General features: G+C 42.1%; 19 protein-coding genes. 14 read left to right on the plus strand and 5 right to left on the minus strand.

All coding sequences use genetic code 11. The annotated features are described in order from the left end of the window. Positions 1-81: 81 nt before the first annotated feature. From DZ860_RS02715 to DZ860_RS02725, 3 genes are all read left to right on the plus strand, one after another. On the plus strand, positions 82-834 hold the full coding sequence (locus DZ860_RS02715; protein ID WP_120029361.1) for an electron transfer flavoprotein subunit beta/FixA family protein: 753 nt from the start codon (positions 82-84) through the stop codon (positions 832-834). Further along, positions 831-1,784 carry an electron transfer flavoprotein subunit alpha/FixB family protein gene (locus DZ860_RS02720; protein ID WP_120029362.1) on the plus strand — a complete coding sequence of 318 codons (954 nt, stop codon included), beginning with the start codon at positions 831-833 and terminating at the stop codon, positions 1,782-1,784. Before DZ860_RS02715 ends, DZ860_RS02720 begins: the two co-directional genes overlap by 4 nt. A 105-nt stretch (positions 1,785-1,889) precedes the next feature. Beyond that, a complete protein-coding gene (locus DZ860_RS02725) occupies positions 1,890-3,947 on the plus strand; it encodes an acetoacetate--CoA ligase (protein WP_120029363.1) in 2,058 nt (685 codons plus the stop codon). A gap of 90 nt (positions 3,948-4,037) precedes the next feature. On the opposite strand, the gene pip is transcribed toward DZ860_RS02725, so the two are convergent. Genes pip through DZ860_RS02750 form a run of 5 tightly spaced genes read right to left on the minus strand, consistent with a single transcriptional unit; the run spans position 4,038 to position 8,685 of the window. Then, complete coding sequence (gene pip / locus DZ860_RS02730) at positions 4,038-5,021, minus strand: prolyl aminopeptidase (RefSeq protein WP_120029364.1); 984 nt, start codon at positions 5,019-5,021, stop codon at positions 4,038-4,040. 1 nt (position 5,022) lies between these two features. Further along, positions 5,023-5,814 (minus strand): ABC transporter permease, encoded by a 792-nt coding sequence (locus DZ860_RS02735; protein ID WP_120029365.1) that lies wholly within the window; start codon positions 5,812-5,814, stop codon positions 5,023-5,025. Beyond that, on the minus strand, positions 5,811-6,539 hold the full coding sequence (locus DZ860_RS02740; RefSeq protein WP_120029366.1) for an ABC transporter ATP-binding protein: 729 nt from the start codon (positions 6,537-6,539) through the stop codon (positions 5,811-5,813). Before DZ860_RS02740 ends, DZ860_RS02735 begins: the two co-directional genes overlap by 4 nt. Further along, positions 6,536-7,519, minus strand: coding sequence for a PQQ-dependent catabolism-associated beta-propeller protein (locus DZ860_RS02745; protein ID WP_207890581.1), 984 nt, complete (start codon positions 7,517-7,519; stop codon positions 6,536-6,538). Before DZ860_RS02745 ends, DZ860_RS02740 begins: the two co-directional genes overlap by 4 nt. Next, the gene (locus DZ860_RS02750) at positions 7,516-8,685 is read right to left on the minus strand and encodes an ABC transporter substrate-binding protein (RefSeq protein WP_243641790.1); all 1,170 of its coding nucleotides are present in this window, start codon (positions 8,683-8,685) and stop codon (positions 7,516-7,518) included. The genes DZ860_RS02745 and DZ860_RS02750 overlap by 4 nt, the downstream gene beginning before the upstream one ends. A gap of 306 nt (positions 8,686-8,991) precedes the next feature. Here DZ860_RS02750 and pedF point away from each other — a divergent pair, with 306 nt between their 5' ends. From pedF to DZ860_RS02805, 11 genes are all read left to right on the plus strand, one after another. Continuing rightward, a complete protein-coding gene (pedF, locus tag DZ860_RS02755) occupies positions 8,992-9,435 on the plus strand; it encodes a cytochrome c-550 PedF (protein WP_120029368.1) in 444 nt (147 codons plus the stop codon). Then, positions 9,422-10,300 (plus strand): substrate-binding periplasmic protein, encoded by an 879-nt coding sequence (locus DZ860_RS02760; RefSeq protein ID WP_120029369.1) that lies wholly within the window; start codon positions 9,422-9,424, stop codon positions 10,298-10,300. Before pedF ends, DZ860_RS02760 begins: the two co-directional genes overlap by 14 nt. A 276-nt stretch (positions 10,301-10,576) precedes the next feature. Next, entirely contained in the window at positions 10,577-12,343 is a 1,767-nt protein-coding gene (locus DZ860_RS02765; protein ID WP_120029370.1) for a PQQ-dependent methanol/ethanol family dehydrogenase, read from the plus strand. Positions 12,344-12,635: 292 nt separating this feature from the next. Continuing rightward, positions 12,636-14,156: an acetaldehyde dehydrogenase ExaC gene (gene exaC, locus DZ860_RS02770; RefSeq protein ID WP_120029371.1), complete on the plus strand. Its 1,521-nt coding sequence runs from the start codon at positions 12,636-12,638 to the stop codon at positions 14,154-14,156. An 83-nt stretch (positions 14,157-14,239) separates the two neighbouring features. Continuing rightward, positions 14,240-16,390: a 4Fe-4S binding protein gene (locus tag DZ860_RS02775; protein ID WP_120029372.1), complete on the plus strand. Its 2,151-nt coding sequence runs from the start codon at positions 14,240-14,242 to the stop codon at positions 16,388-16,390. Between the two features lie 110 nt (positions 16,391-16,500). Then, positions 16,501-16,572: a pyrroloquinoline quinone precursor peptide PqqA gene (gene pqqA, locus DZ860_RS02780; protein ID WP_082930703.1), complete on the plus strand. Its 72-nt coding sequence runs from the start codon at positions 16,501-16,503 to the stop codon at positions 16,570-16,572. 90 nt (positions 16,573-16,662) lie between these two features. After that, positions 16,663-17,580, plus strand: a complete 918-nt coding sequence (gene pqqB, locus DZ860_RS02785) for a pyrroloquinoline quinone biosynthesis protein PqqB (RefSeq protein WP_120029373.1) — start codon at positions 16,663-16,665, stop codon at positions 17,578-17,580. 8 nt (positions 17,581-17,588) lie between these two features. Further along, positions 17,589-18,338, plus strand: coding sequence for a pyrroloquinoline-quinone synthase PqqC (gene pqqC, locus DZ860_RS02790; RefSeq protein ID WP_207890582.1), 750 nt, complete (start codon positions 17,589-17,591; stop codon positions 18,336-18,338). Continuing rightward, positions 18,338-18,610 (plus strand): pyrroloquinoline quinone biosynthesis peptide chaperone PqqD, encoded by a 273-nt coding sequence (gene pqqD, locus DZ860_RS02795; protein WP_120029375.1) that lies wholly within the window; start codon positions 18,338-18,340, stop codon positions 18,608-18,610. Before pqqC ends, pqqD begins: the two co-directional genes overlap by 1 nt. Next, entirely contained in the window at positions 18,603-19,718 is a 1,116-nt protein-coding gene (pqqE, locus tag DZ860_RS02800; protein WP_120029376.1) for a pyrroloquinoline quinone biosynthesis protein PqqE, read from the plus strand. The genes pqqD and pqqE overlap by 8 nt, the downstream gene beginning before the upstream one ends. A 104-nt stretch (positions 19,719-19,822) precedes the next feature. Then, positions 19,823-21,913, plus strand: a complete 2,091-nt coding sequence (locus DZ860_RS02805; protein ID WP_133305432.1) for an insulinase family protein — start codon at positions 19,823-19,825, stop codon at positions 21,911-21,913. Positions 21,914-21,923: the final 10 nt, after the last annotated feature.

Below are 21,923 nucleotides of genomic sequence, written 5' to 3' on the forward strand. Positions count from 1 at the left end.
ACATTGACGTACACGTAAACGTAAATTAACATCATTTTAACAACAGCATAAAATAGACTTCACTTTAAAAAGGAATCTAACGTGAAAATATTAGTGCCAATCAAAAGGGTTATCGATCCCTACATCAAAGTTCGTGTCAAATCAGACCATACTGATGTCGAAACCAATAACGTTAAGATGACCATTAATCCATTTTGTGAAATTGCCGTTGAAGAAGCAATCCGACTAAAAGAAGCCAATCATGCTGACGAAGTCATTGTCGTCACTGCGGGTGGACAACAAAGCCAAGAGCAACTGCGTACTGCCCTAGCATTGGGTGCTGATCGAGCAATCCACATCGAAACGGTGGACAAACTTGAGCCTTTAACTGTTGCTAAATTACTGCAAGCAATCGTCCATCAAGAACAAGCCGATTTAGTGATTACAGGTAAGCAATCTATTGATACGGACAACAACCAAGTCGCACAAATGTTAGCGGCGCTGCTCGACTGGCCTCAAGCGACGTTTGCTTCAAATATTGAAATCAATGAGAAAAACATAGAGGTAGAGAGAGAAGTCGATGGCGGTTTAATGACTGTCTCAATGGCACTACCGGCGGTAGTTAGTACCGATCTTCGCTTAAATGAACCTCGCTTTGCCTCTTTACCTAATATCATGAAAGCGAAACGAAAACCCATGTCTATCGTTACTCCTGAAAGCCTTGGTGTCGAGATCATATTTAGCCAAACGGTTATTGAAGTCATGCCACCAGCGCAGAAAAAAGGAGGTATAAGAGTAGAGTCGGTCACAGAACTGGTCGATAAACTTAAAAACGAAGCAAAGGTGATTGTATGAAAAACCTAATTATTGCTGAGCATGATAATCAAGACCTTCATGCTGATACATTGAAAGTCGTTAGTGCGGCACACCAAATCAGTTCTGACAACACCATTTTGGTTATTGGCTATCAATGTGAATCTGTCGCGAACCAAGCGAGCCAAGTGGATGGCATCAAACAAGTATTGTGCATTGATGCGCCCATCTATCAACATCATTTCTCTGAACACTTGGCTCCCGTGATCGCGCAGTTAGCCAATAACTATCAAACCATACTCGCCAGTTCATCTTCCAAAGGAAAAGATCTTACTCCACGAATCGCAGCAAAATGCGGTGTAGGACAAGTATCGGATATCATTCAAGTCATTGATGAAGCAACGTTTATCCGCCCTATTTATGCTGGTAACGCTCTTGCCAAAGTCACGACCAAGGATGCGCTAAAAGTCATCACAGTTCGGACTTCCGCTTTCGAAGCGACAACAGTTTCAAATAATCATGAGAATGACGTAGAGATTGTTCAGCAATCCATAGATTCATCATCTCTAGCTCATACCAATCTGCAAATAGCCTTTGTCTCCGAGTCCAAAACGGAAAGTTCTCGCCCAGAATTAACCGCAGCGGAAGTCGTCATCTCTGGTGGTCGAGGAGTAGGAAGTAAAGAAAACTTCGCCTTGATAGAGCAACTCGCCGATAAGTTAGGAGCCGCAATTGGTGCTTCACGTGCGGCGGTTGATGCAGGATTTGTCGCGAATGACTTACAAGTCGGTCAAACCGGTAAAATCGTCGCACCAAAACTGTATATCGCTGTTGGTATTTCTGGCGCTATACAGCATCTAGCCGGAATGAAAGAGTCCAAAGTCATTGTCGCGATAAACAAAGATCCCGATGCACCAATTTTTGAAATCGCCGATTACGGTTTAGTCGGCGACCTTTTTGACGTTCTACCTCAATTAGTGGAACAGCTTTAACTTAAGGTTTAGGGCAGAGTCTATTTCTCATGCTCTTTCTCATCGTTATACGCATTATCCAGTCACTCATATAAACGTCAGCCATTTGCAAGATTAGAGGAAAACATGTCGCACAAAACACCAATCTGGGCGCCGTCCACCGAACGAATTGCAAATAGCAATCTCCATGCATTTATCCAGAGCATTAATGCTCTTTCACTTTATGTTCCTATCGATGACTACTCACAGCTCCATCAATGGTCGATTGAACATAGTGACGAATTTTGGCAACAGACGTGGCACTTTAGCCAGATTATTGGCGATATGGGTAATGAAACCCATCAAATTGGATTAGAGAAGTGGCAAGCCCCTTGTATCAACAGAGATAAGATCTGGTTTCCACAAGCCAACTTAAATTACGCAGAAAACCTCCTTGATCATAGTAGAAAAAACCCTAACGAATATGTTATACGTTTTAGCAATGAGCGTGGTGAACACCAACAAATCACAGGTCAACAGCTACTCAATCAAGTCTCAATTGTGCAGCAATGGCTTGTTAATTGCGGTGTAAAAAAAGGCGATGTCGTTGCGGGTTACCTACCCTACCTACCGCAAACCGTTATCGCGATGCTTGCGACAACCAGTTTAGGTGCAATATGGACATCAACATCGCCAGATTTTGGCATAGATAGTGTTCTGGAACGGTTTGGCCAAGTTGAACCTAAAGTGCTTTTTTGCTGCAATGGATATCAGTTCGGTGGCAAATATTTTGATATGAGAGACAAAAACCATCAAATTACTGCACAACTAAATGTTATGTTGGGTCACCATGATTTAGCTGTGTGCGAAATCGACGATATTGCTTTCAATCACTCACAAGCTCACGGTGAACCGAGTAAGGATGATGCAACGAAATATGATTCGAACATAGAAAATAATCAAAACACATACATTAACTGGCAATCACTACTCGAAAAATACCACGACGCTGATGTGGCGTATCAAAGAGTGCCTTTCAATCACCCCTTATTTATCCTCTACTCCTCCGGCACCACCGGTCAGCCTAAATGCATCACGCATTCAGTGGGTGGGACATTACTCAATCACTTAAAAGAACATCAACTCCACTGCGACATTAAACCGTTCGATAATGTCTTTTATTACACCACATGTGGTTGGATGATGTGGAATTGGCATGTATCGGCTCTGGCCAGCGGCGCAACGTTAGTCATCTATGATGGTAGCCCTGTTTATCCTGATGCTTCTGTATTATGGACACTGGCAGAACATGACTCAGTCTCGCTGTTTGGGACTTCAGCAAAATATTTAGAAGCTCTTGAACACGCTAACTATCACCCTAAAAATAACCACAACTTAACTTCACTACAAACGATCTGCTCTACAGGCTCTGCACTCTATCCAGAGCAGTTTAGCTTTGTATATCAAAACATTAAGACTGATGTCCATTTAGCCTCCATTTCCGGTGGAACTGATATTTGTGGCTGCTTTGTATTAGGTAATCCCATTTCTCCGGTTTACAAAGGCGAATGCCAATTCTCTGGTTTAGGGGTCGATGTGCAAGTATTCAATGACGCGGGTAATGCAGTTGTCGAACAGCGAGGCGAGTTGGTTTGCAACAACTCCCTACCGAACTTCCCAATAGGTTTTTGGAAAGACAATGGCGAGCGTTACCACAATGCATATTGGAATAAATTTGCTGATGTTTGGCACCATGGCGACGATGTCATGCTCACAGCTCAACAAGGGTATGTTTTCTTTGGTCGCAGCGACACCACCTTAAATCCCGGAGGCATTCGTATTGGTACTGCTGAAATCTATCAACAAGTAAACAATCTCCCCGGTATTGTTGACTCCATCGCGGTTGGGAAGCTACAGCAGCAATCTGAAGAAATTTGGCTAATGGTGAAACTTGAGGAGAGAACTCAGTTAACACCCGAACTGACCGGTGTAATTCGTCAAACATTGAAACAAAAATGCTCCCCAAGACATGTGCCAAAAGAGATTTTCGCCATTAGCGACATCCCAAAAACTCGTTCAGGTAAATTGGTTGAGCTTGCAGTTAAACAAGTTATTAATGGTCAGGAAGTCAAGAACCTAGGGGCAATTGCCAACCCAGAGATATTAGAAGAAATAGCCAAACTTACAGCGAGAACGTCCGTATAACGATTACACAGCCACTAGGTCAAAATATTGCTTGTTAAAGCAAAGACTAAATCCATAAAGAAAAACTATTACGGTAACGTAAGTACTAATTTAACCAGAAAAGCGTCGAGCCAGTCGATCGGTTAGGTTTAGAATCGCCTCAAGGATCTCTGGCTCTTCAGCTACATGACCAGACAAAGGCATCACATCCAATTCGATGTTTTGATTCTTTTGGTAAAGTTGCCACGCCTGCTCTAGTGGACACACCATGTCATAGCGACCATGAATGACGAAAGTTGGGATGGCATTTATCGTTTTCATGTTGGCTAAAATCGGACGATGAGAAATAAAAAACTCATTCAAGCTGTAGTGAAGCTGGATAATTTTAGCAGCATCTTTAGCGTCACCACCTCGACAACTTGTAGCATCTTTCAACGTGATATGAGCCGGCGAAACTAATCTAACAAGATGTCGCTCCCATTGATTCAAAGCTTCACTCACCTCACCACTTCGTTGTGTATCACTATCAAGCAATATCGTATAGAAACTACGTAGCGGCGTTTCTCGTTCACAAGGTGTTAAGGTAGACATCAAATTTTGCCACGCTTCAGGAAATATTTTTGCTGCGCCACCATGGTCATAAACCCAACCCACATCGGATTTTCGTCCTAAAAACACACCTCTTAACACTAATGCCGTCACCCGTTCTGAGTGTTGCTGTGCGTACGTAAGCGCCAACGCCGCTCCCCAAGAACCACCAAAAACGATCCATTGCCTAATCGCTAACGTCTCTCGAATTTGCTCTAAATCATTAATCAAATATTCGGTTCTATTGTTCTCTAAGCAGCCATAAGGTTGAGAGCGACCACAGCCTCGCTGGTCAAACAATATGATTCGATAAGAATGTGGATCAAACAAGCAACGATGAGATGGTCGACAGCCTGAACCTGGCCCGCCGTGAAGAAATACGATTGGAATACCATTGGGGTTGCCGCACTCTTCAACGTAAATCTGATGAACGGTTTCCCCCTCGTTGGCTCGCATATCAAATAAATGTACCTGATATGGCTCAATATCTGGATACGGAGATCGCATGCTATCCTTTCCTACTCACTTGTTTGGGCGAAAAACTAAAGATAGCCAATACTGATACAATCATTGTCGCGACTAAAATAACCATAAACGCTTCGAAGTTTAATTGCTGATATAAGGCAAACCTTAGTAACTCCACACAGTAACTAAAAGGATTAAAGTCACATATCCAAAAAAGCCAGATACTGGCTTCTTTCATCTTCCAAAGCGGATAGAGAGCACTAGAAAGGAAAAACATCGGGAATATCACGAAATTCATAACACCTGCAAAATTCTCTAGCTGCTTTATTTGGTTCGATAGAAGTAACCCCAGCGCTCCTAAGAAAAATGAAATTAAAAAAATTGCTGGCACAGCAGAAAGATACCCTAGCAATGGTGTATCCACACCGACAAGCTGAACAATGATAAGGAAAATACAGACCTGTAATAAAGAAAGGATCGCAGTTGCAGTGAGCTTACACATTAACAAGAATGGCCTCGGTAGCGGGCTCATTAACAGCGATTTCATACTTCCCATCTCACGATCATAAACCATTGAAAGTGAGCTTTGCATTCCATTGAAAAGTACGATCATACAACACAGGCCTGGGGTAATATATTGCTGATAAGTAATATACGTCCCATAGGGTTCCATAATGGAAACGCCTAATGCACTTCTAAAGCCAGCGGCAAAAACCACAAGCCAAAGTAGTGGACGAATCAAAGCACTCAATAAACGGGTTCGTTGCTGCAAAAAACGTAAAAACTCACGTTTTAGCACTCCAGAAAAACAGTAGCGATATTGTTGAATATTCACATAATCTCCGGATTTTTTGTCAGTTTATGGTACAACTGAAAAACATCTGATACACCATTTTGCTCACAGAGTTGCTCACTTCGACCTACGGCCCTAATTTGCCCTTTATCCAGTAAAATCAGAGCATCGTCCTTCGCCACTTCGTCCATCAAATGCGTCGCCCACAAAATACATATTCCGCGCTCATCGGCAAGTTGTCTAATGTGTTCAATAATTAGTATGCGGCTATCACTGTCTAAACCCACCGTCGGTTCATCCAGTAGAAGCACCTCTGGTTTATGCATAAGAGCGCGTGCAATCTCGAGTCTTCGACGGTGACCGCCATTTAATGAACGAACACGTTCGTTCAAACGTTCAGACAAGCGTAACCGGACAAGAATATCTTCTATATTATGCAAGGCTTCCATAGAAGAAAGCCCATGTAATGACGCATGATAAAGTAGGTTTTGTTTCACTGACAAATCAAGATCCAACGTGCTTTGTTGAAATACTACCCCTACTTTTGCCAGTGCTTTTCGTTTCTGTTCTTTCATCGAAAGTTCACAAAGTTTGATAGAACTGTGCGAACTTTCAGATAACCCAGTCAGTAATGAAAAGAGCGTACTTTTTCCTGCGCCATTGGGTCCAAGTAAAATATTGAACCCAGCGCCCAGTGAAAAATTGAGATCTTTAAGTACGTCTTTACGACCGTAACTGTATGACAAATTTTTCACTGTGATACTCATAGAACGTCCTTGATAGCGACTCCCCACGGGTAACGACCTACTTTCACAGACTTAACCACTTTCATTTTTTTGACATCAATGACAGAAACATCTCCGCTCACACCATTTGTTGTCAGCAATAAACTCTGATCTTTGTTAAAACCTAACTGCCAAACACGACGCCCAACCAATAGGTATTCGTCAATTGTTAGATCGTCACGCTTGATAACCGCAACATGGTTCGCTGGGCCTAAAGCAACAAACGCATATTTACCATCATCACTTAACTCAACACCAACAGGTTGAACGCGATCGCTATGAATCCCATCCAATTCAAACTTAAATGTCTTAATAATTTTACGAGTAGGTACATCGATCACAACAACTTCGCCACCAATCTCAGAACTTACCCAAAGACGCTTACTATCTTTTGAAAACATCGCGGAACGCGGTCTATCTGCCACAAGTGTATTGTCAATATTTTCATGTGTCTCTGTATCAATCCAGTGAACCATATTGGTTGTTTCTGATGTCACAACAACAATTTTACCATCAGGGCTTACAGCTAGGCCCTCAGGCTCTACACCCACATCAATCTGAGTTTTGACCGCGCGAGTTTCGATATCGATAACCGTTAATAACGCATCATCTTCATTAGCGGTATAAATCGTTTTACCATTAGGGTGAAGAGCAATGGTTTCTGGATCTTCACCAGATGGTAACTCACCAATCACTTGTTCTGTTTTGAGATCTAGAATTTGAATCGTATCAGAATCACTGGCACAGATATAAGCTTGTGTGTGATCGTTATTAAAAATGATCCCTCTTGGGCGTTGTCCTACTGGAATTTGCTTAACAACTTCCAAGCTATCCATGTCAATGACTGAAATATCATCATCTTTCTCATTAGTAACGTAAGCTTGTTCAGACGCGCTAACCAGCGTTGGCGACAAGTTAATTGCGGCTCCAATTAACAAAGAGTATAAAAGTGATTGTTTCATAATTGCTCCTTTTGTGTGATGCATTGAGATTCCTCAATATCAAAACCTAACGTATCAAGTTCCGTTCTTGGATGAAGCACGCCCGCTTGAGGCGAGAGCGATACTAGGCTATTTGGCTGAATTAACGCCATGGGTATTCTCAACTGACCACTCCAAGATCTAAAGCTGAGTTTTCTTCCTTTGTAAGCGGCCAATTCGAAGTCGTCAGACTTAATAAATGTCTGTATTTCTAGATGGTTATTGGTTTTTTGTTGATGTACTGCTTGTGCAACACTTCGCACGGCAAGGTAAGCACTAAAGTCAAGCTCGTTCATCTGTCGTTTTGCTTGCAAGCGGAAACGTTTTTGTAATTGTGCAGCGCCCCATTGCTCAATCACGGAATGCCAAGTTAATGCTTCTAACCCAGCAGAGCCGACAACAGGTCGAGGAATATAAGTATTAAAAGGAATGTATTCTGCGAAATCTTTAGATTTATCGGCGACATAAACAACATCATAGTCATCCATTGTTTGTGTAAATAAAGGGACTTCTTGCTGTGCACTACGTCTAAGGTCAGAATCAAAACTCCACGTTTTCTCTGCGACGATATCTAAACCAAAGCGCTTAGCTGAACGTTTGAATGAATCATTCAACGCAATATCTTCATCCTTACTCCCGCTCACCAATAACACTTTATTCAAACGTCGACTGAGTAACCACTGGGCAATCGCATCTGAACGCATCGCATCACTAGGAGTCGTGTGCAGAACAGACGTGAGGCATTGTTGATATCGCAGTCCATCTGCTGACTCACTCACGTTAAAGATCAGTGCTTCTTTGCCTTTTGCCCACGCGTTGGCTCTAATCAATGATTCCATGGGTGCATCAAGAATAAAAACGCGCTGTCCTTGAGAATAATCCAGTGACAGATGTTCAATTAAATCAGCACTCTGTTCAAATTCTGAATAATCCAACACAAAGTGCTGCTTAAGGAATTTGCCAGTACTGTTTGAGTCAGCAATACCTAATTTTGCTCCTTGAAAACCGCTATCTTTTGGCGTTTCAATAACGTTAGATAAAGCAGGTGGCTTTTTTACATTCAATTTTAAGTAATTAAACTGTGTTTCTATCTGTTGATTTTTATCTGACGCTGCAAAAGAACTATCTATATAAACTATTGGCAACATACAAACACCTAATATTAAGGCCCTTATATTCCTCATGCTAACCTCTCTGGTAAAAATCTATTTAAAACCATTGCTTACCAACATCATATAGGAAAGATTCTCAAACTTAAAATACCAACAAAATAAACACTATGAATTATAAATAACTGATAAAAAAGAATTTATTTAAACTTTAGCCTATAAAAATAAATGTATTACATACTAAAGGATGAGAAGGAACTAGGCCAAAGTGTAATTAGAATTGGAAACTTAGCTGGCTAGTATGTAATTAAATTAATCTAGAAAAATTATCATAAGGAATAAGCAATGAAAGGAACTCTCACTAAAGGTAACTGCCTGTTAGCTTCATTATTATTAGCGAGCTCTTTTAATCTTTATGCCCACGGAGCTGTTACCCCGCAGTCAATTGATACTTCTGAATTACCCCAACTTGGCGAAGAGTGGCTGGATGAAAACCCTTATCGCCAAGAAACTGGTGCAACAATGAAAAATATTATTGATCTAGGCGCCTCCGCTTATAACCAAAATTGTGCACGTTGCCATGGCTTAGAGGGAATTTCTGGTGGTATTGCCCCGGATTTACGTTTATTGACTCCAGATTTCGATGGCGATGAATGGTATGGCTACCGAGTTCAAAACGGCGCAGTTCGAAACGGTGCGGTCTACATGCCGAAGATGACAGAACACCTTTCCCAAGAAGCTCTTTGGTCAATTAAAACGTGGTTAGAGTCTATCAGTGAAGATATTTAATTGTTTAGTCACCAGTATCGGAGTGATTGCTAGCACTTTATTAAGCCCGGCGATCCATGCTCGATCCTATGATGACATTATCGAAAGTAACGAAATCACGGTAGCAATCTACCGTGACTACCCTCCTTTTTCTTATCAACAAGATGGCGTGGCCCTTGGCATTGATATCGAAATTGCCAAACATATCGCTAAAGAAATGGACGTGGAGCTCCATTTAAGATGGATGACTGCCGATGAGAACGTCGAAGACGATTTACGCAATAACCTCTGGAAAGGACACTATCTAAAGCGGACTGTCGCGGACTTAATGCTTCGAGTACCTTACGATAAAAACTACGCCATCGCTCGGGATGACATCGGTGAACTTGTCCATGAACAAGTGCACATGTTTGCTCCTTACCATATCGAATCTTGGCAAATCATTTACGACGCCGAAAAGCTTGAATCTGTGCCGACAATGGCCATATTCCAGTACCACAAAATTGGTGTAGAGGTTGATTCAATCCCTCAGTTTTATCTCTCCTCTGCATTTGGTGGCCAAATGCGCAATAGTTCTCACCACTATCCCTCTACAGTACTTGCAGTTGAAGCGGTACAAAAAGGCGAAGTAGATGCAGCGATGGGGCTTCGCAGTCAAATAACTCACTTACAAGGAACTATGGACCCAAACCAATACAAGCTCGCTGAAAATGCTTTTCCTATGCTTGGACAGCAACAATGGGATATTGGAATGGCCGTAAAAACAAACTATCGACAACTTGGTTATGCCGTCGGTGACATCGTTGAAAGTATGATTAAGCAAGGTGAAATGGAAAAAATATTTGCCAAATATAACGCTGTTTATCAGGTACCTACTTTCTATTAGATCATCTATACCCACGTCATGGATTGATACTGGAAGATAAAGTCCTCCTTATTTTCCTACTAAGTGATGATAAAAAACTCTACTGGAGTGCAATAGCCGTAAAAGTAGATTGAATTTAGTCTTGTTCTATCCTGCGAGGAAACCATGCATCGAGCCCGTATGGTTTCTTCATAGGATACGGTAGCCAAACAATATTCCCCCCTTAACAATATTGTTTGGCTACCAACCGTGCTCAACAAATTTCGATTTAAATAACGATCCCTTGAGGAAGCAAGAATGATAAATGCCTATAAAAGTACAAAATTATCATTATCCCTTTGTATTGCGTTAGCATTGTGCGGAACCGCCAACGCTAATGTAACTGATAAAGATATATCAAATGACCAAGCCACTACTGATGATGTGGTTTCTTATGGCTTAGGACTTAAAGGCCAGCGCTATAGCCCACTGACAAAAATTAACGGTGAGACTGTTAAAGAAATGCGCCCAGTTTGGGCTTTTTCATTAGGTGGTGAAAAACAACGTGGACAAGAATCTCAACCTCTGATCAAAGATGGCGTGATGTATATTACGGGTTCTTATTCACGCATGTACGCTATCGATGCTCGCACTGGTGAAGAGCTGTGGCAATACGATGCTCGTTTACCTGATGGCATTATGCCTTGTTGTGACGTCATCAACCGTGGCGCGGCACTGTACGGTGATTTAGTCATTTTTGGCACTCTGGATGCAAAAATTGTTGCACTCAACAAAGATACGGGCAAAACCGTATGGAAAAAGAAAGTTGCCGACTATAAAGCAGGTTACTCAATCACTGCAGCACCAATTATCGTAAAAGGTAAAATCATTACCGGTGTTTCTGGTGGTGAATTTGGTATCGTCGGCAAAATTACCGCTTATGATGCGACGAATGGTCAACTCGTCTGGGAACGTCCGACCGTTGAAGGCCATATGGGCTATATCTGGAAAGATGGCAAAAAAATCGAGAATGGCATTTCAGGCGGTAAAGCCGGACAAACTTGGCCTGGTGACTTGTGGAAGTCTGGTGGTGCAGCACCATGGAATGGTGGTACCTATGATGAAGAGGTTGATTTGCTCTTCTTTGGCACAGGTAACCCTGCCCCATGGAACTCCCACTTACGTCCAGGCGATAACTACTTTTCTTCTTCCCGTTTAGGTATCGACCCAGATACCGGTAAAATCGAATGGCACTTCCAGACCACACCAAATGATGGCTGGGATTATGATGGGGTGAATGAGCTAGTCTCTTTCAACTACCAAGACAACGGTAAAACCGTTAAAGCAGCAGCAACGGCTGACCGTAATGGCTTCTTCTACGTACTAAACCGTGAAAATGGCGACTTTATCCGTGGGTTCCCATTTGCCGACAAGATCACTTGGGCGTCAGGCCTCGATGACAATGGACGTCCTATTTTTGTCGATGAAAATCGTCCGGGTAACCCTGCAGATTCCGCTGATGGTAAAAAAGGGAACACTGTCGTTACCGCTCCTTCTTTCCTCGGCGGTAAGAACTGGATGCCAATGGCATACAGCAAAGATACTGAACTATTCTACGTACCAACCAATGAATGGGAAATGGACGTTTGGAATGAACCTGTAGCGTACAAAAAAGGTGCGGCCTACATAGGTGCGGGTTTCACCATCAAAGCGATTAATGAAGATTATATTGGTGTACTCCGTGCTATCGATCCTAAGTCAGGCAAAGAAGTATGGCGTTATAAAAACTACGCTCCTCTTTGGGGTGGTGTTTTAACTACCGCAGGCAACCTCGTATTCATGGGTAATCCTGAGGGCTACCTACTCGCATTCGATGCTAAAACCGGTGAAGTTCAATACAAATTTAATACGGGTTCAGGAATCGTAGGTTCACCTGTCACATGGGAAATGGACGGTGAACAATATGTTTCTGTACTTTCTGGCTGGGGTGGCGCAGTTCCACTTTGGGGGGGTGAAGTTGCAAAACGAGTTAAGCATTTCAACCAAGGTGGTACAGTATGGACATTCAAACTACCTAAAAGTTAGTCGGTTATTTTGAGTAAGTTCCCTTAATAGGCGTACTCAATTAATAGATTTAACCATAAGGACTGCACTCTGCGGTCCTTTTTTAGTTTGGCTAAACCAAACTTAAATCCAATACTATTTTGAGAATACTTCCCCCCTCCTAAAGTATGAGTTTTTTTGTGCCAAGGAAGCATGTTGTGTCTCGTTTCTCCAGACTACTATGAGTCTATCAGGTGCTTTGGACAACCCAGAGCGAATAAAAACAGACCATGGAAAGAGTCAAACTCTAGTGGGTCTAGATTCGAGGTGACATATGATTTATGCATATCCGGGTAGCGACAACTCTGTCGTTTCTTTTAAAGCACAGTATGAAAACTTTATTGGTGGCAAATGGGTTCCACCGGTAAAAGGTGCTTATTTTGGTAACACCACTCCGGTAACTGGTGAAGAGTTTTGTAAGATTCCTCGTTCATGTTCACAAGATATCGAACTTGCACTAGACGCAGCTCACGCTGCGAAAGATGCATGGGGAAGCACTTCTGTACAAGAGCGCTCTAACATCCTTTTGAAAATTGCAGATCGTATTGATGCAAACCTAGAAGCGCTTGCAGTCGCTGAAACTTGGGATAACGGCAAAGCTGTACGTGAAACTCTCGCGGCCGATGTGCCACTTAGCTCGGACCATTTCCGTTACTACGCAGGCTGTATTCGTTCTCAAGAGGGTACGCTGTCTGAAATCGATAAAGACACTGTTGCATACCACTACCATGAGCCGCTAGGCGTCGTCGGTCAGATTATTCCATGGAACTTCCCTCTGCTAATGGCAGCGTGGAAAATCGCTCCAGCACTAGCTGCGGGTAACTGTATTGTTCTTAAACCAGCAGAGCAAACACCTGCAAGTATTCTCCTATTAATCGAACTAATCGAAGATCTCCTGCCAGCGGGCGTTCTTAACGTCGTAAATGGTTTTGGTAGAGAAGCGGGTGAAGCTCTAGCCACCAGCACACGTATCGCGAAAATTGCGTTCACGGGTTCAACTGCTGTTGGTGAACACATCTTAAAATGTGCTGCTGAGAATATGATCCCATCAACGGTTGAACTAGGCGGTAAATCACCAAATATCTATTTCAGTGATGTCACTCAACACGAAGATGACTATCTAGAAAAATGTGCAGAGGGTTTTGTTCTTGGTTTCTTCAACCAAGGCGAGGTTTGTACCTGCCCATCTCGCGCTTTAATCCAAGAAGATATTTTTGACCAATTTATGGAAAAAGTACTTCAGAAAGCCAACGCAATTGTCCGTGGCAACCCGTTAGATACAACAACCATGGTCGGTGCTCAGGCTTCTCAAGAACAGTTCGACAAAATCATGGGTTACTTGAACATCGGTCGCCAGGAAGGTGCAAAAGTACTCACTGGTGGTGACCAAGAAACATTGGGCGATTCGCTAGGCAACGGCTACTACATTCAGCCAACTATCCTACAAGGTGATAACTCAATGCGTATTTTCCAAGAAGAAATTTTTGGTCCAGTTATCGCGGTAACAACATTTAAAGATGAGGCAGAAGCCCTTGCGATTGCTAATGACTCAGCATACGGCTTAGGTGCTGGCGTTTGGACTCGTGATTCAAACCTAGCTTATCGTATGGGTCGTGGCATCCAAGCTGGTCGTGTTTGGACTAACTGTTACCACCTCTACCCTGCACACGCTGCTTTCGGTGGCTATAAGAAGTCAGGTATCGGTCGTGAAACGCACAAAATGATGCTAGATCACTACCAACAAACGAAAAACCTACTCGTGAGCTACAGCACTAGCCCACTAGGCTTCTTCTAAATTACCAAGAGCTGGGCTCTCAAACTTTGGTTTGGGAGCCTTTTTTGCTTCTAAGCGTTATTGTCAATGATTAGGGCGTTAACATGAGCATTTTAAAATGGATATGGATAACGGTTTGGCACTCTCCTAATTTCAACTTTCGCTTTCTTCTTCTATTCCTCATCCCTTTTTTTACCTTAGCGGATAATGATACAACTGAAATTCCTAGCGGTGTCGCGCAACTCTTTCCTAGTGCCACACGTATTGGTGCCATTGATCAACAATTTCCCGTCATCCCCGTTTATCAGCTTAATGAACTACTCGGTTACGTATTTGAAACCGACCCACTGACTGACTTTATTGGTTTTTCTGGTGAGTCTATCAACCTACTAATTGGTCTAGATACTGATGGTGTTATAAACGGCGTAAAGATGTTAAAGCATCATGAACCTATTTTTTTGCATGGCTTAGGTGAACAAGCGATGCTGCAATTTATTGAACAATACCCAGGACACTCAGTTAAAGAACGCTTCATTATTGACGGCAAAGATAAGATTTCGAAGCAAGCCACCTATTTTGATGGCGTCACTAGAGCAACCGTTTCGGTATTGGTTATCAACGACACCATCATAGCCTCGGCATTAAAAGTGGCGAGAGCTAAGTTAGAGGGCTTCGTGGCAAGCGCTCCATATGAAATTCGCCAAGACTTATTTCGCCCTCTTAGCTTTGATGAACTAATAAAAAATGGTTACCTCAAACACTGGCAAACATCCCCCGACTTTAAAAATAACTTGTCTGATGAAGTGATTGATGAGATCGATCAACTCACCCAAGACGAGCGCCCGTTTGTTGATCTCTATTTCGGTTTTGCCAATATACCTATCGTAGGTAGAAATCTATTTAGCGAACAAGAATATCAACGTTTATTAGAAAACATGAAGCCGGGAGAACACGCATTAGTATTACTTAATCGAGGTCAATACTCATTCATTAGTGACGACTTTATTCCTCAAACCATATCAAGTCGCCTGAGCGCCTCGCAAGATGATTTTCCTGTCGAGATTCGAGATATCGACTTTTACAGTTTTAGCGAGCCTACATTTAATCTCGCTACTCCTGAGTTTGATGATATAAAAATATTCTCTGTGAAGTCTCAATCTGGTTTTGAACTCCATAGGCCGTTTGATATCAGCCTATCTCTTTATTATAACCAATCTTTCTTAACTCAAAATCAACATAAATTCGAGTTTATAGTTGACCTACCTAACGCATTATTTAAGAAACAACGACAACATGCAGATACGGAAGAACGTCAGCCTTTATGGCTAACTATTTGGCAAGGCCGCCAAACCGAAATTATCATTTTAACCCTCTATCTATGCTTACTCACTGTTATATTCATTAAGCAAAAAACATTGGCGTCTTACGCTAACCTTACTCATATTATCCGAAATTTATCACTGCTATTTATTGTCTTCTTCATTGGTTTTTATAGCCAAGGACAATTATCTGTCGTTAATATTTACACCCTATTGCTTTCAATAGTGAAAGGGTTTCAGGTAGAAGTCTTTTTACTAGACCCCATTATTTTCATTCTCTGGGTGTTTGTTTTTATCTCTCTATTTTTGTGGGGACGTGGATTATTTTGTGGCTGGCTATGCCCATTTGGCGCGCTGCAAGAATTTATGGGACTATTCGCCAACAAACTAAAAATAAAACAGATCAAACTTTCACCTCGTATCCATCAATTAGGCCGCAAACTAAAATACCTGATTTTATTCACACTCGTTGCCACCGCGTTTTATTCACTTCGCTGGGCAGAGAACATGGCTGAAGTCGAACCATTTAAAACCGCTATTACACTCAATTTCGTTCGCTATTGGCCGTTCACCCTTTATGCCGTTGCTCTATTGCTGATTAGCTTAAAAATTCATAAGTTCTATTGTCGCTATCTATGCCCTTTAGGCGCTGGTCTCGCAATTCTCGGACGATACCCTTTAATCAAAGGGCTTATTAGACGAAAGGAGTGTGGAAACCCTTGCCACCTTTGTCGCACTAAAAAATGTGGTATTGATGCGATCCAGCAAGATGGCACGATTCACTATGGTGAGTGTATTCAATGTTTCGAGTGCTTAGTCACCATTGAAAGCCCTAGCCAATGCGTGGTTAACAAGTATGGTAAAAAGCGAAAAACATCACGTTCAATAGAAAAACGTACTGACGAATTAGCAATAAAATGTGAGGTAAGTGATTAAGTTTAGGACCATTGTCGTCCGTTTTTCCACCCAAAGTATAATGTTTTAATTGTTTGCCAACTCTTATATTGGAATCAGTGACACAAAACACAACAACGGAGGAACAAGCTATGTGGACCAAACCAAAATTTGAAGATATGCGTCTAGGTTTTGAAGTTACGCTTTACATCAGTAACCGCTAAAGTCGAATCCCCGTAATCTCAGATTGTGGGGATTTTTATCCCAAACTATAGATAACTTCAGCCCCATCTATTTATTAGGACACTTACGCCATGCATATTCTTATTCTAGGCTCGGCAGCAGGCGGAGGTTTTCCACAATGGAACTGCCATTGTGACAACTGTGCCGGTGTACGAAACGGGAAAATCAAAGCTCAGCCTCGCACTCAATCCTCAATTGCTGTTAGTTCAGATGGAGAACACTGGGTTTTAATTAACGCATCTCCTGACATTCGCCAACAACTTAATCAATCACCACAGCTTTGGCCAAATGACGCTAAAAGAGGAACCAAACTTAAAGCCGCTATTCTTACTGACAGTCAAGTCGATCACACAACTGGCTTACTTACGTTAAGAGAGGGCTTACCACTTCCTGTTTACTGTACTCAAGTTGTTCATGAAGATTTAACCACCGCCTACCCACTTTTTAACCTATTAAGTCATTGGCATGGTGGTCTTCAGCACCATTTAATTAGTGCGGACTATCAAGCTCCATTTGAAGTAGAGCAAGTCTCTGGCCTTATCTTTTATCCTGTTCCTTTGGAATCTAATGCGCCGCCATACTCCCCTTATCGTGACGATATCGTTCCAGGAAATAATATTGGCCTAAAAATAGTCGATACCTCTTCCCGCAAATCGCTGTTTTATGCTCCCGGCATCGTCAAAACAAACGCTCTAGTCGAATCTATGTTAGCGGATGCAGAGTGTGCGTTGATTGATGGGACACTGTGGCTAGATGACGAGATGATTCAAAATGGTTTTAGTCAGAAAACCGGAGCTGATATGGGGCATATGCCCGTGAATGGTGAACATGGTTCTGTCGCTCTTCTAAAACGATTTGATATTAAAAGAAAGATTCTGATTCATATTAACAATACCAACCCTATCTTGAATGAAGAATCATCGGCCCACCAATATGTCCTTGATAGCGGTGTAGAAATCGCAACAGATGGCATGGAAATAACAATTTAGAGGTGACAATGCAGCCTTGGACAAAAGAAGAGTTTGAACAAAAACTTAGGGAAAAAAGTGCACTTTATCATATCCATCACCCTTTCCACATCATGATGCACAATGGTGAGTGTAGTGTTGAACAAATCCGTGGTTGGGTCGCCAACCGCTTTTACTATCAAATCAATATTCCAGTCAAAGACGCAGCAATTCTAGCAAACTGTCGTGATATTAAAACTCGCCGTGAATGGATTCAGCGTATTTTAGATCACGATGGATCTATCCAAGAAGAGACATTGGGCGGAATTGAAGCATGGCTGAACCTTGGTGAAGCCGTCGGCCTCACACGCCAAGATATGTTAGATGAAAAGTACATTCTACCAGGAGTACGGTTTGCCGTTGATGCCTATGTAAACTTCGCACGCCGCGCCACGTGGCAAGAAGCTGCATGTTCATCTCTCACCGAAATGTTTGCGCCAGAGATCCATCAAAGCAGACTCAATAGCTGGCCGAGTAATTACCCTTGGATAAAACCTGAGGGTCTCGAGTATTTTCAAATGCGACTCTCACAGGCGAGACGAGATGTCAGTCATGGGTTGGCTATCACCTTAGATCATTTCACCACCCGCGAACAGCAAGAGCATGCACTTAATATTCTTCAATTCAAACTCGATATTTTATGGTCAATGCTTGATGCCATGACGATGGCTTACCAGTACGAACGTCCACCCTATTCGCATGTTGATGATCGGCCAAACTATCACAAAGGGATATTCTAATGACCACATCACAAGCAGCACCACAGATGAATCCTTTATTTCGTTTGCAGTTCGAACAGGCGCAAAGTTGTTACGTACTGCTTTATCCTGAGGGCATGGTAAAACTCAACGATAGCGCCGCAGAAATACTCAAGAAGATTGATGGTAACAACACCATTGATCAGATCCTTGTCTTATTGCAGCGGCAATTCCCACAGGTGGGTGACATTCGTGATGATATCGAAGAATTTTTAAGTGTTGCTCAACAAAAGAAATGGATTCGCTATGTCTAAACAAGCTTCCGTTGGCCCACCTTTTTGGCTACTCGCTGAGTTAACCTACGAGTGTCCACTCCACTGTTCTTATTGCTCAAATCCGACTGACTTAGGTAGCCGAGAGCAAGAACTCTCTACAGAAGCATGGTTAGATGTATTGACTCAGGCTCGAAAAATGGGCTCGGTACAACTCGGTTTTTCCGGTGGTGAACCGCTGCTGAGAAAAGACCTAGAGCAACTCGTTGAGCATGGTCGAAATCTTGGTTTTTATACCAATCTCATTACCTCTGGAATTGGTTTAACCGAGAAACGTATCAAACAACTCAAAACTGCTGGTTTAGACCATATTCAAATCAGCTTTCAAGCAGCGGATCCTGAACTTAATGACGCAATTGCAGGGCGTGGTAATGCATTCAAACAAAAGCAAAAGATGGCGGAAATCGTTAAGGCTGAGGGCTACCCGATGGTACTTAACTTTGTCATCTCAAAACAAAACATCAGCGAAATTCCGCAAATCCTCGCGTTAAGCCGTGAACTAAAAGCCGACTATGTCGAGCTAGCGACTGCTCAATATTACGGATGGGCGTTCGATAATCGAGACCACTTATTACCCAGCAAAGATCAGCTGGAATGGGCAGAGTCTGTGGTAAATGAAGTTCGAGCAAAGCAAACTGATAGCGATCCTCATTTTATTTTTGTTACACCCGATTATTATGAAGATCGCCCCAAAGCTTGTATGAACGGATGGGGAAGTACATTTTTAACCGTCACACCTGATGGCAGTGCCCTCCCTTGCCATAGCGCCAAGATTCTTCCATTAACGTTTCCCAATGTGACACAAAAAACACTTGATGATATTTGGCATAAAGACTTCTCGTTCAATCACTTTCGAGGTGATGATTGGATGCCACAACCTTGCCAAGGATGTGATGAAAAAGAAAAAGACTTCGGTGGCTGTCGTTGCCAGGCTTACATGTTGACCGGAGACATGAACCGTACCGACCCTGTTTGTAGCAAGTCAGAGGACCACCACTTAATAGCTCAAGCTATTGAACAAGCCAATCAACCCACAAAACCGATTAAGCAACGTAAACGCATTGCGGACATCGCGACATTAAAGTTATGACCACGGGTTTCGTAGTCCAAAACAACCTCATAAGCCCTGATATTCATGCTAATCAATTTGAGCATGAATCAGGGCTTGTACATGTTAATATCCATCCAGATTCCATGCGTAACATCGATAATGATAAAAGTGCCAACGAACGATACTGCGCGGTAATTTTTGTTAAAACCCCCGTTGTCGATGACTCTGGATTAGCACACGCGGTTGAGCATCTCATCTTTCGCAAAAGCCTCCACTCCCCTGAGACAAGTACACTATTTCAGCTAACCTCTCTAACCGATATTAAAATCAATGCCTCAACATGGGATGGCTTAACTTGCTTCCACTGTACGAGCCAAGATCAACATGGTTTAGAGACAGCCTTACACTATCTAATCTCCGGCATTCTCTTTCCTATCATTACTCAACAACAACTTGAACAAGAAATATACTCTGGTGATGGTCGAGGAGTCATCTATAGAGAACTACTTGGTTACCAATCTAATGCGGATTATTTGACGCAAGTTCAGATTCTTCGCGGCGATCATTCTAAGCACAAAATTTATTGTCATGGCGGTGTGACAGATTGCTTACAACAACTAACCGTAGATTCAGTGACTCAATATCACAATCAATATTATCGAAGTGACAATATTGAGTTATTCACCATTTCAGATCATCCCGATGAACTACAAAAATGCATCGCTCCTTTACTGTTCGAATATCAATCGTGCGCTGATAGTAACGCGATAAATAAACCGTTTTCTTGCGCGAAACATATGCTTAATCAGGATTCAAACCCACACAATGAGCAAACCAAACATTCGGTCTATACTTGGTGGTTAGACTTCAAATTCCATCCTTTGTTTTTGAATCAAGTTAATGATTTATCATCTATGGTAAGTAAATATGGTGGCAAACTTAATCCCATTTCATCGGATACAAACGCCCTCAATCAATTTGCATTAAGAGTGATCTGCTCAGAACAACAAATCGATAGAATACACAGAATGTTGTATGACCTTGTCCCTGCTTCTATCAAAGACGTCGAATCAGTGAATACTCATGTTCCACTCAATAGTAAATATCCACTAGGTATCAAACAACTCATGCAGTTGCACTCTCGCCGAACAAGAGAAAAAGAAAAAGAAAAAGAAAAAGAAAGAACAGATTTCACGGATGAAACGGCATATTTAAGACAACAACTGTCCCTGTCACCTTCGGTAAGTGGATTTGCTCAAATAGCCAATCCCATTAATAAGCTTCAAACACAAAGTAACGGCTCTTCCAATTCTTTGCCCAGCAGAAAAAACACTTTATGTAAGCCACTAATAGAAAATAGCGTGCACGTCTGTATCCCTCCCCATAACGCAAGAAAACGTAATTGGTCGACATTCAGTCTGATTGAATTTGATATACCCGTTAATATCAGTGCGCTATGTAGCATTTTAGATCGGCAATACGCCATTGAAGCTCTACCACTAGGAAGCCGCCTACTTATCAATACCTCTGAACACTTACCTTGCTCAGTTGTAATACCAGACCTCATCTCTGTTATTGAAAAAAGTACCCAATGCCAACAACCCAATATACCGAGCATTTTGCATAATCTGCATTCAGAGTTAGGTCAACCCTTTGTGTCAAAAAGCCAAACTCCCTCAAGTTTTCGGATAATAAACTCAACAGATTTAAAACAAAGCAAGCATGCAAATCAGATCAGAGATAATGTAACCACATTGTTACATACTTGTAATTTCAATAATTGGTTAGCTCGGATAAGGATAGAACGCGAACTACGCCTAATTGCTAGGATTGCCAGTTTTGTAATTGGTGCGTCTGCTACTTTTTTACAGCCAAGGATATCTGGGGAGTGTTACAGCATTGCGGCTCTATATTGTGATGATTCGGATGAACTGGTGTTTTATAGCGCTTTCGACATCAATACAAATCAGCGTAAAAACTCTACTTTACTATCACTGACTCTGCTAGCGAAAGATGATGCATTTCTATCTAACGCATTGATTTTAGCCAAACAGAAAGTACGACGTTTTTATCAAGGGAAGTATCAAATACTCAGCCACGAACAATTGAAAGATCTGAGTCTAATTGTGACAGACCTTTATCAACTTCATGATCTTGAATATCGCTTAAATGAGATTTCTCACCATACACTAGCCCAATTTTTGCGCCAAATAAGCGTATTAGCATCTGAATAAATTCGGCATC

The organism is Vibrio sinensis (genome assembly GCF_003605645.1).
Taxonomy (GTDB): Bacteria; Pseudomonadota; Gammaproteobacteria; order Enterobacterales; family Vibrionaceae; genus Vibrio; species Vibrio sinensis.

What these genes read in the sequence shown, in the direction of transcription:
- DZ860_RS02725 (WP_120029363.1), top strand. Translation starts at nt 1,890, where the DNA reads ATGTCGCACAAAACACCAATCTGGGCGCCGTCCACCGAACGAATTGCA.
- DZ860_RS02750 (WP_243641790.1), bottom strand. Translation starts at nt 8,685, where the DNA reads ATGTTGCCAATAGTTTATATAGATAGTTCTTTTGCAGCGTCAGATAAA.
- pip (WP_120029364.1), bottom strand. Translation starts at nt 5,021, where the DNA reads ATGCGATCTCCGTATCCAGATATTGAGCCATATCAGGTACATTTATTT.
- pedF (WP_120029368.1), top strand. Translation starts at nt 8,992, where the DNA reads ATGAAAGGAACTCTCACTAAAGGTAACTGCCTGTTAGCTTCATTATTA.
- DZ860_RS02775 (WP_120029372.1), top strand. Translation starts at nt 14,240, where the DNA reads ATGAGCATTTTAAAATGGATATGGATAACGGTTTGGCACTCTCCTAAT.
- DZ860_RS02720 (WP_120029362.1), top strand. Translation starts at nt 831, where the DNA reads ATGAAAAACCTAATTATTGCTGAGCATGATAATCAAGACCTTCATGCT.
- DZ860_RS02765 (WP_120029370.1), top strand. Translation starts at nt 10,577, where the DNA reads ATGATAAATGCCTATAAAAGTACAAAATTATCATTATCCCTTTGTATT.
- DZ860_RS02740 (WP_120029366.1), bottom strand. Translation starts at nt 6,539, where the DNA reads ATGAGTATCACAGTGAAAAATTTGTCATACAGTTACGGTCGTAAAGAC.
- DZ860_RS02805 (WP_133305432.1), top strand. Translation starts at nt 19,823, where the DNA reads ATGCGTAACATCGATAATGATAAAAGTGCCAACGAACGATACTGCGCG.
- DZ860_RS02745 (WP_207890581.1), bottom strand. Translation starts at nt 7,519, where the DNA reads ATGAAACAATCACTTTTATACTCTTTGTTAATTGGAGCCGCAATTAAC.
- exaC (WP_120029371.1), top strand. Translation starts at nt 12,636, where the DNA reads ATGATTTATGCATATCCGGGTAGCGACAACTCTGTCGTTTCTTTTAAA.
- pqqC (WP_207890582.1), top strand. Translation starts at nt 17,589, where the DNA reads ATGCAGCCTTGGACAAAAGAAGAGTTTGAACAAAAACTTAGGGAAAAA.
- pqqD (WP_120029375.1), top strand. Translation starts at nt 18,338, where the DNA reads ATGACCACATCACAAGCAGCACCACAGATGAATCCTTTATTTCGTTTG.
- pqqE (WP_120029376.1), top strand. Translation starts at nt 18,603, where the DNA reads ATGTCTAAACAAGCTTCCGTTGGCCCACCTTTTTGGCTACTCGCTGAG.
- pqqB (WP_120029373.1), top strand. Translation starts at nt 16,663, where the DNA reads ATGCATATTCTTATTCTAGGCTCGGCAGCAGGCGGAGGTTTTCCACAA.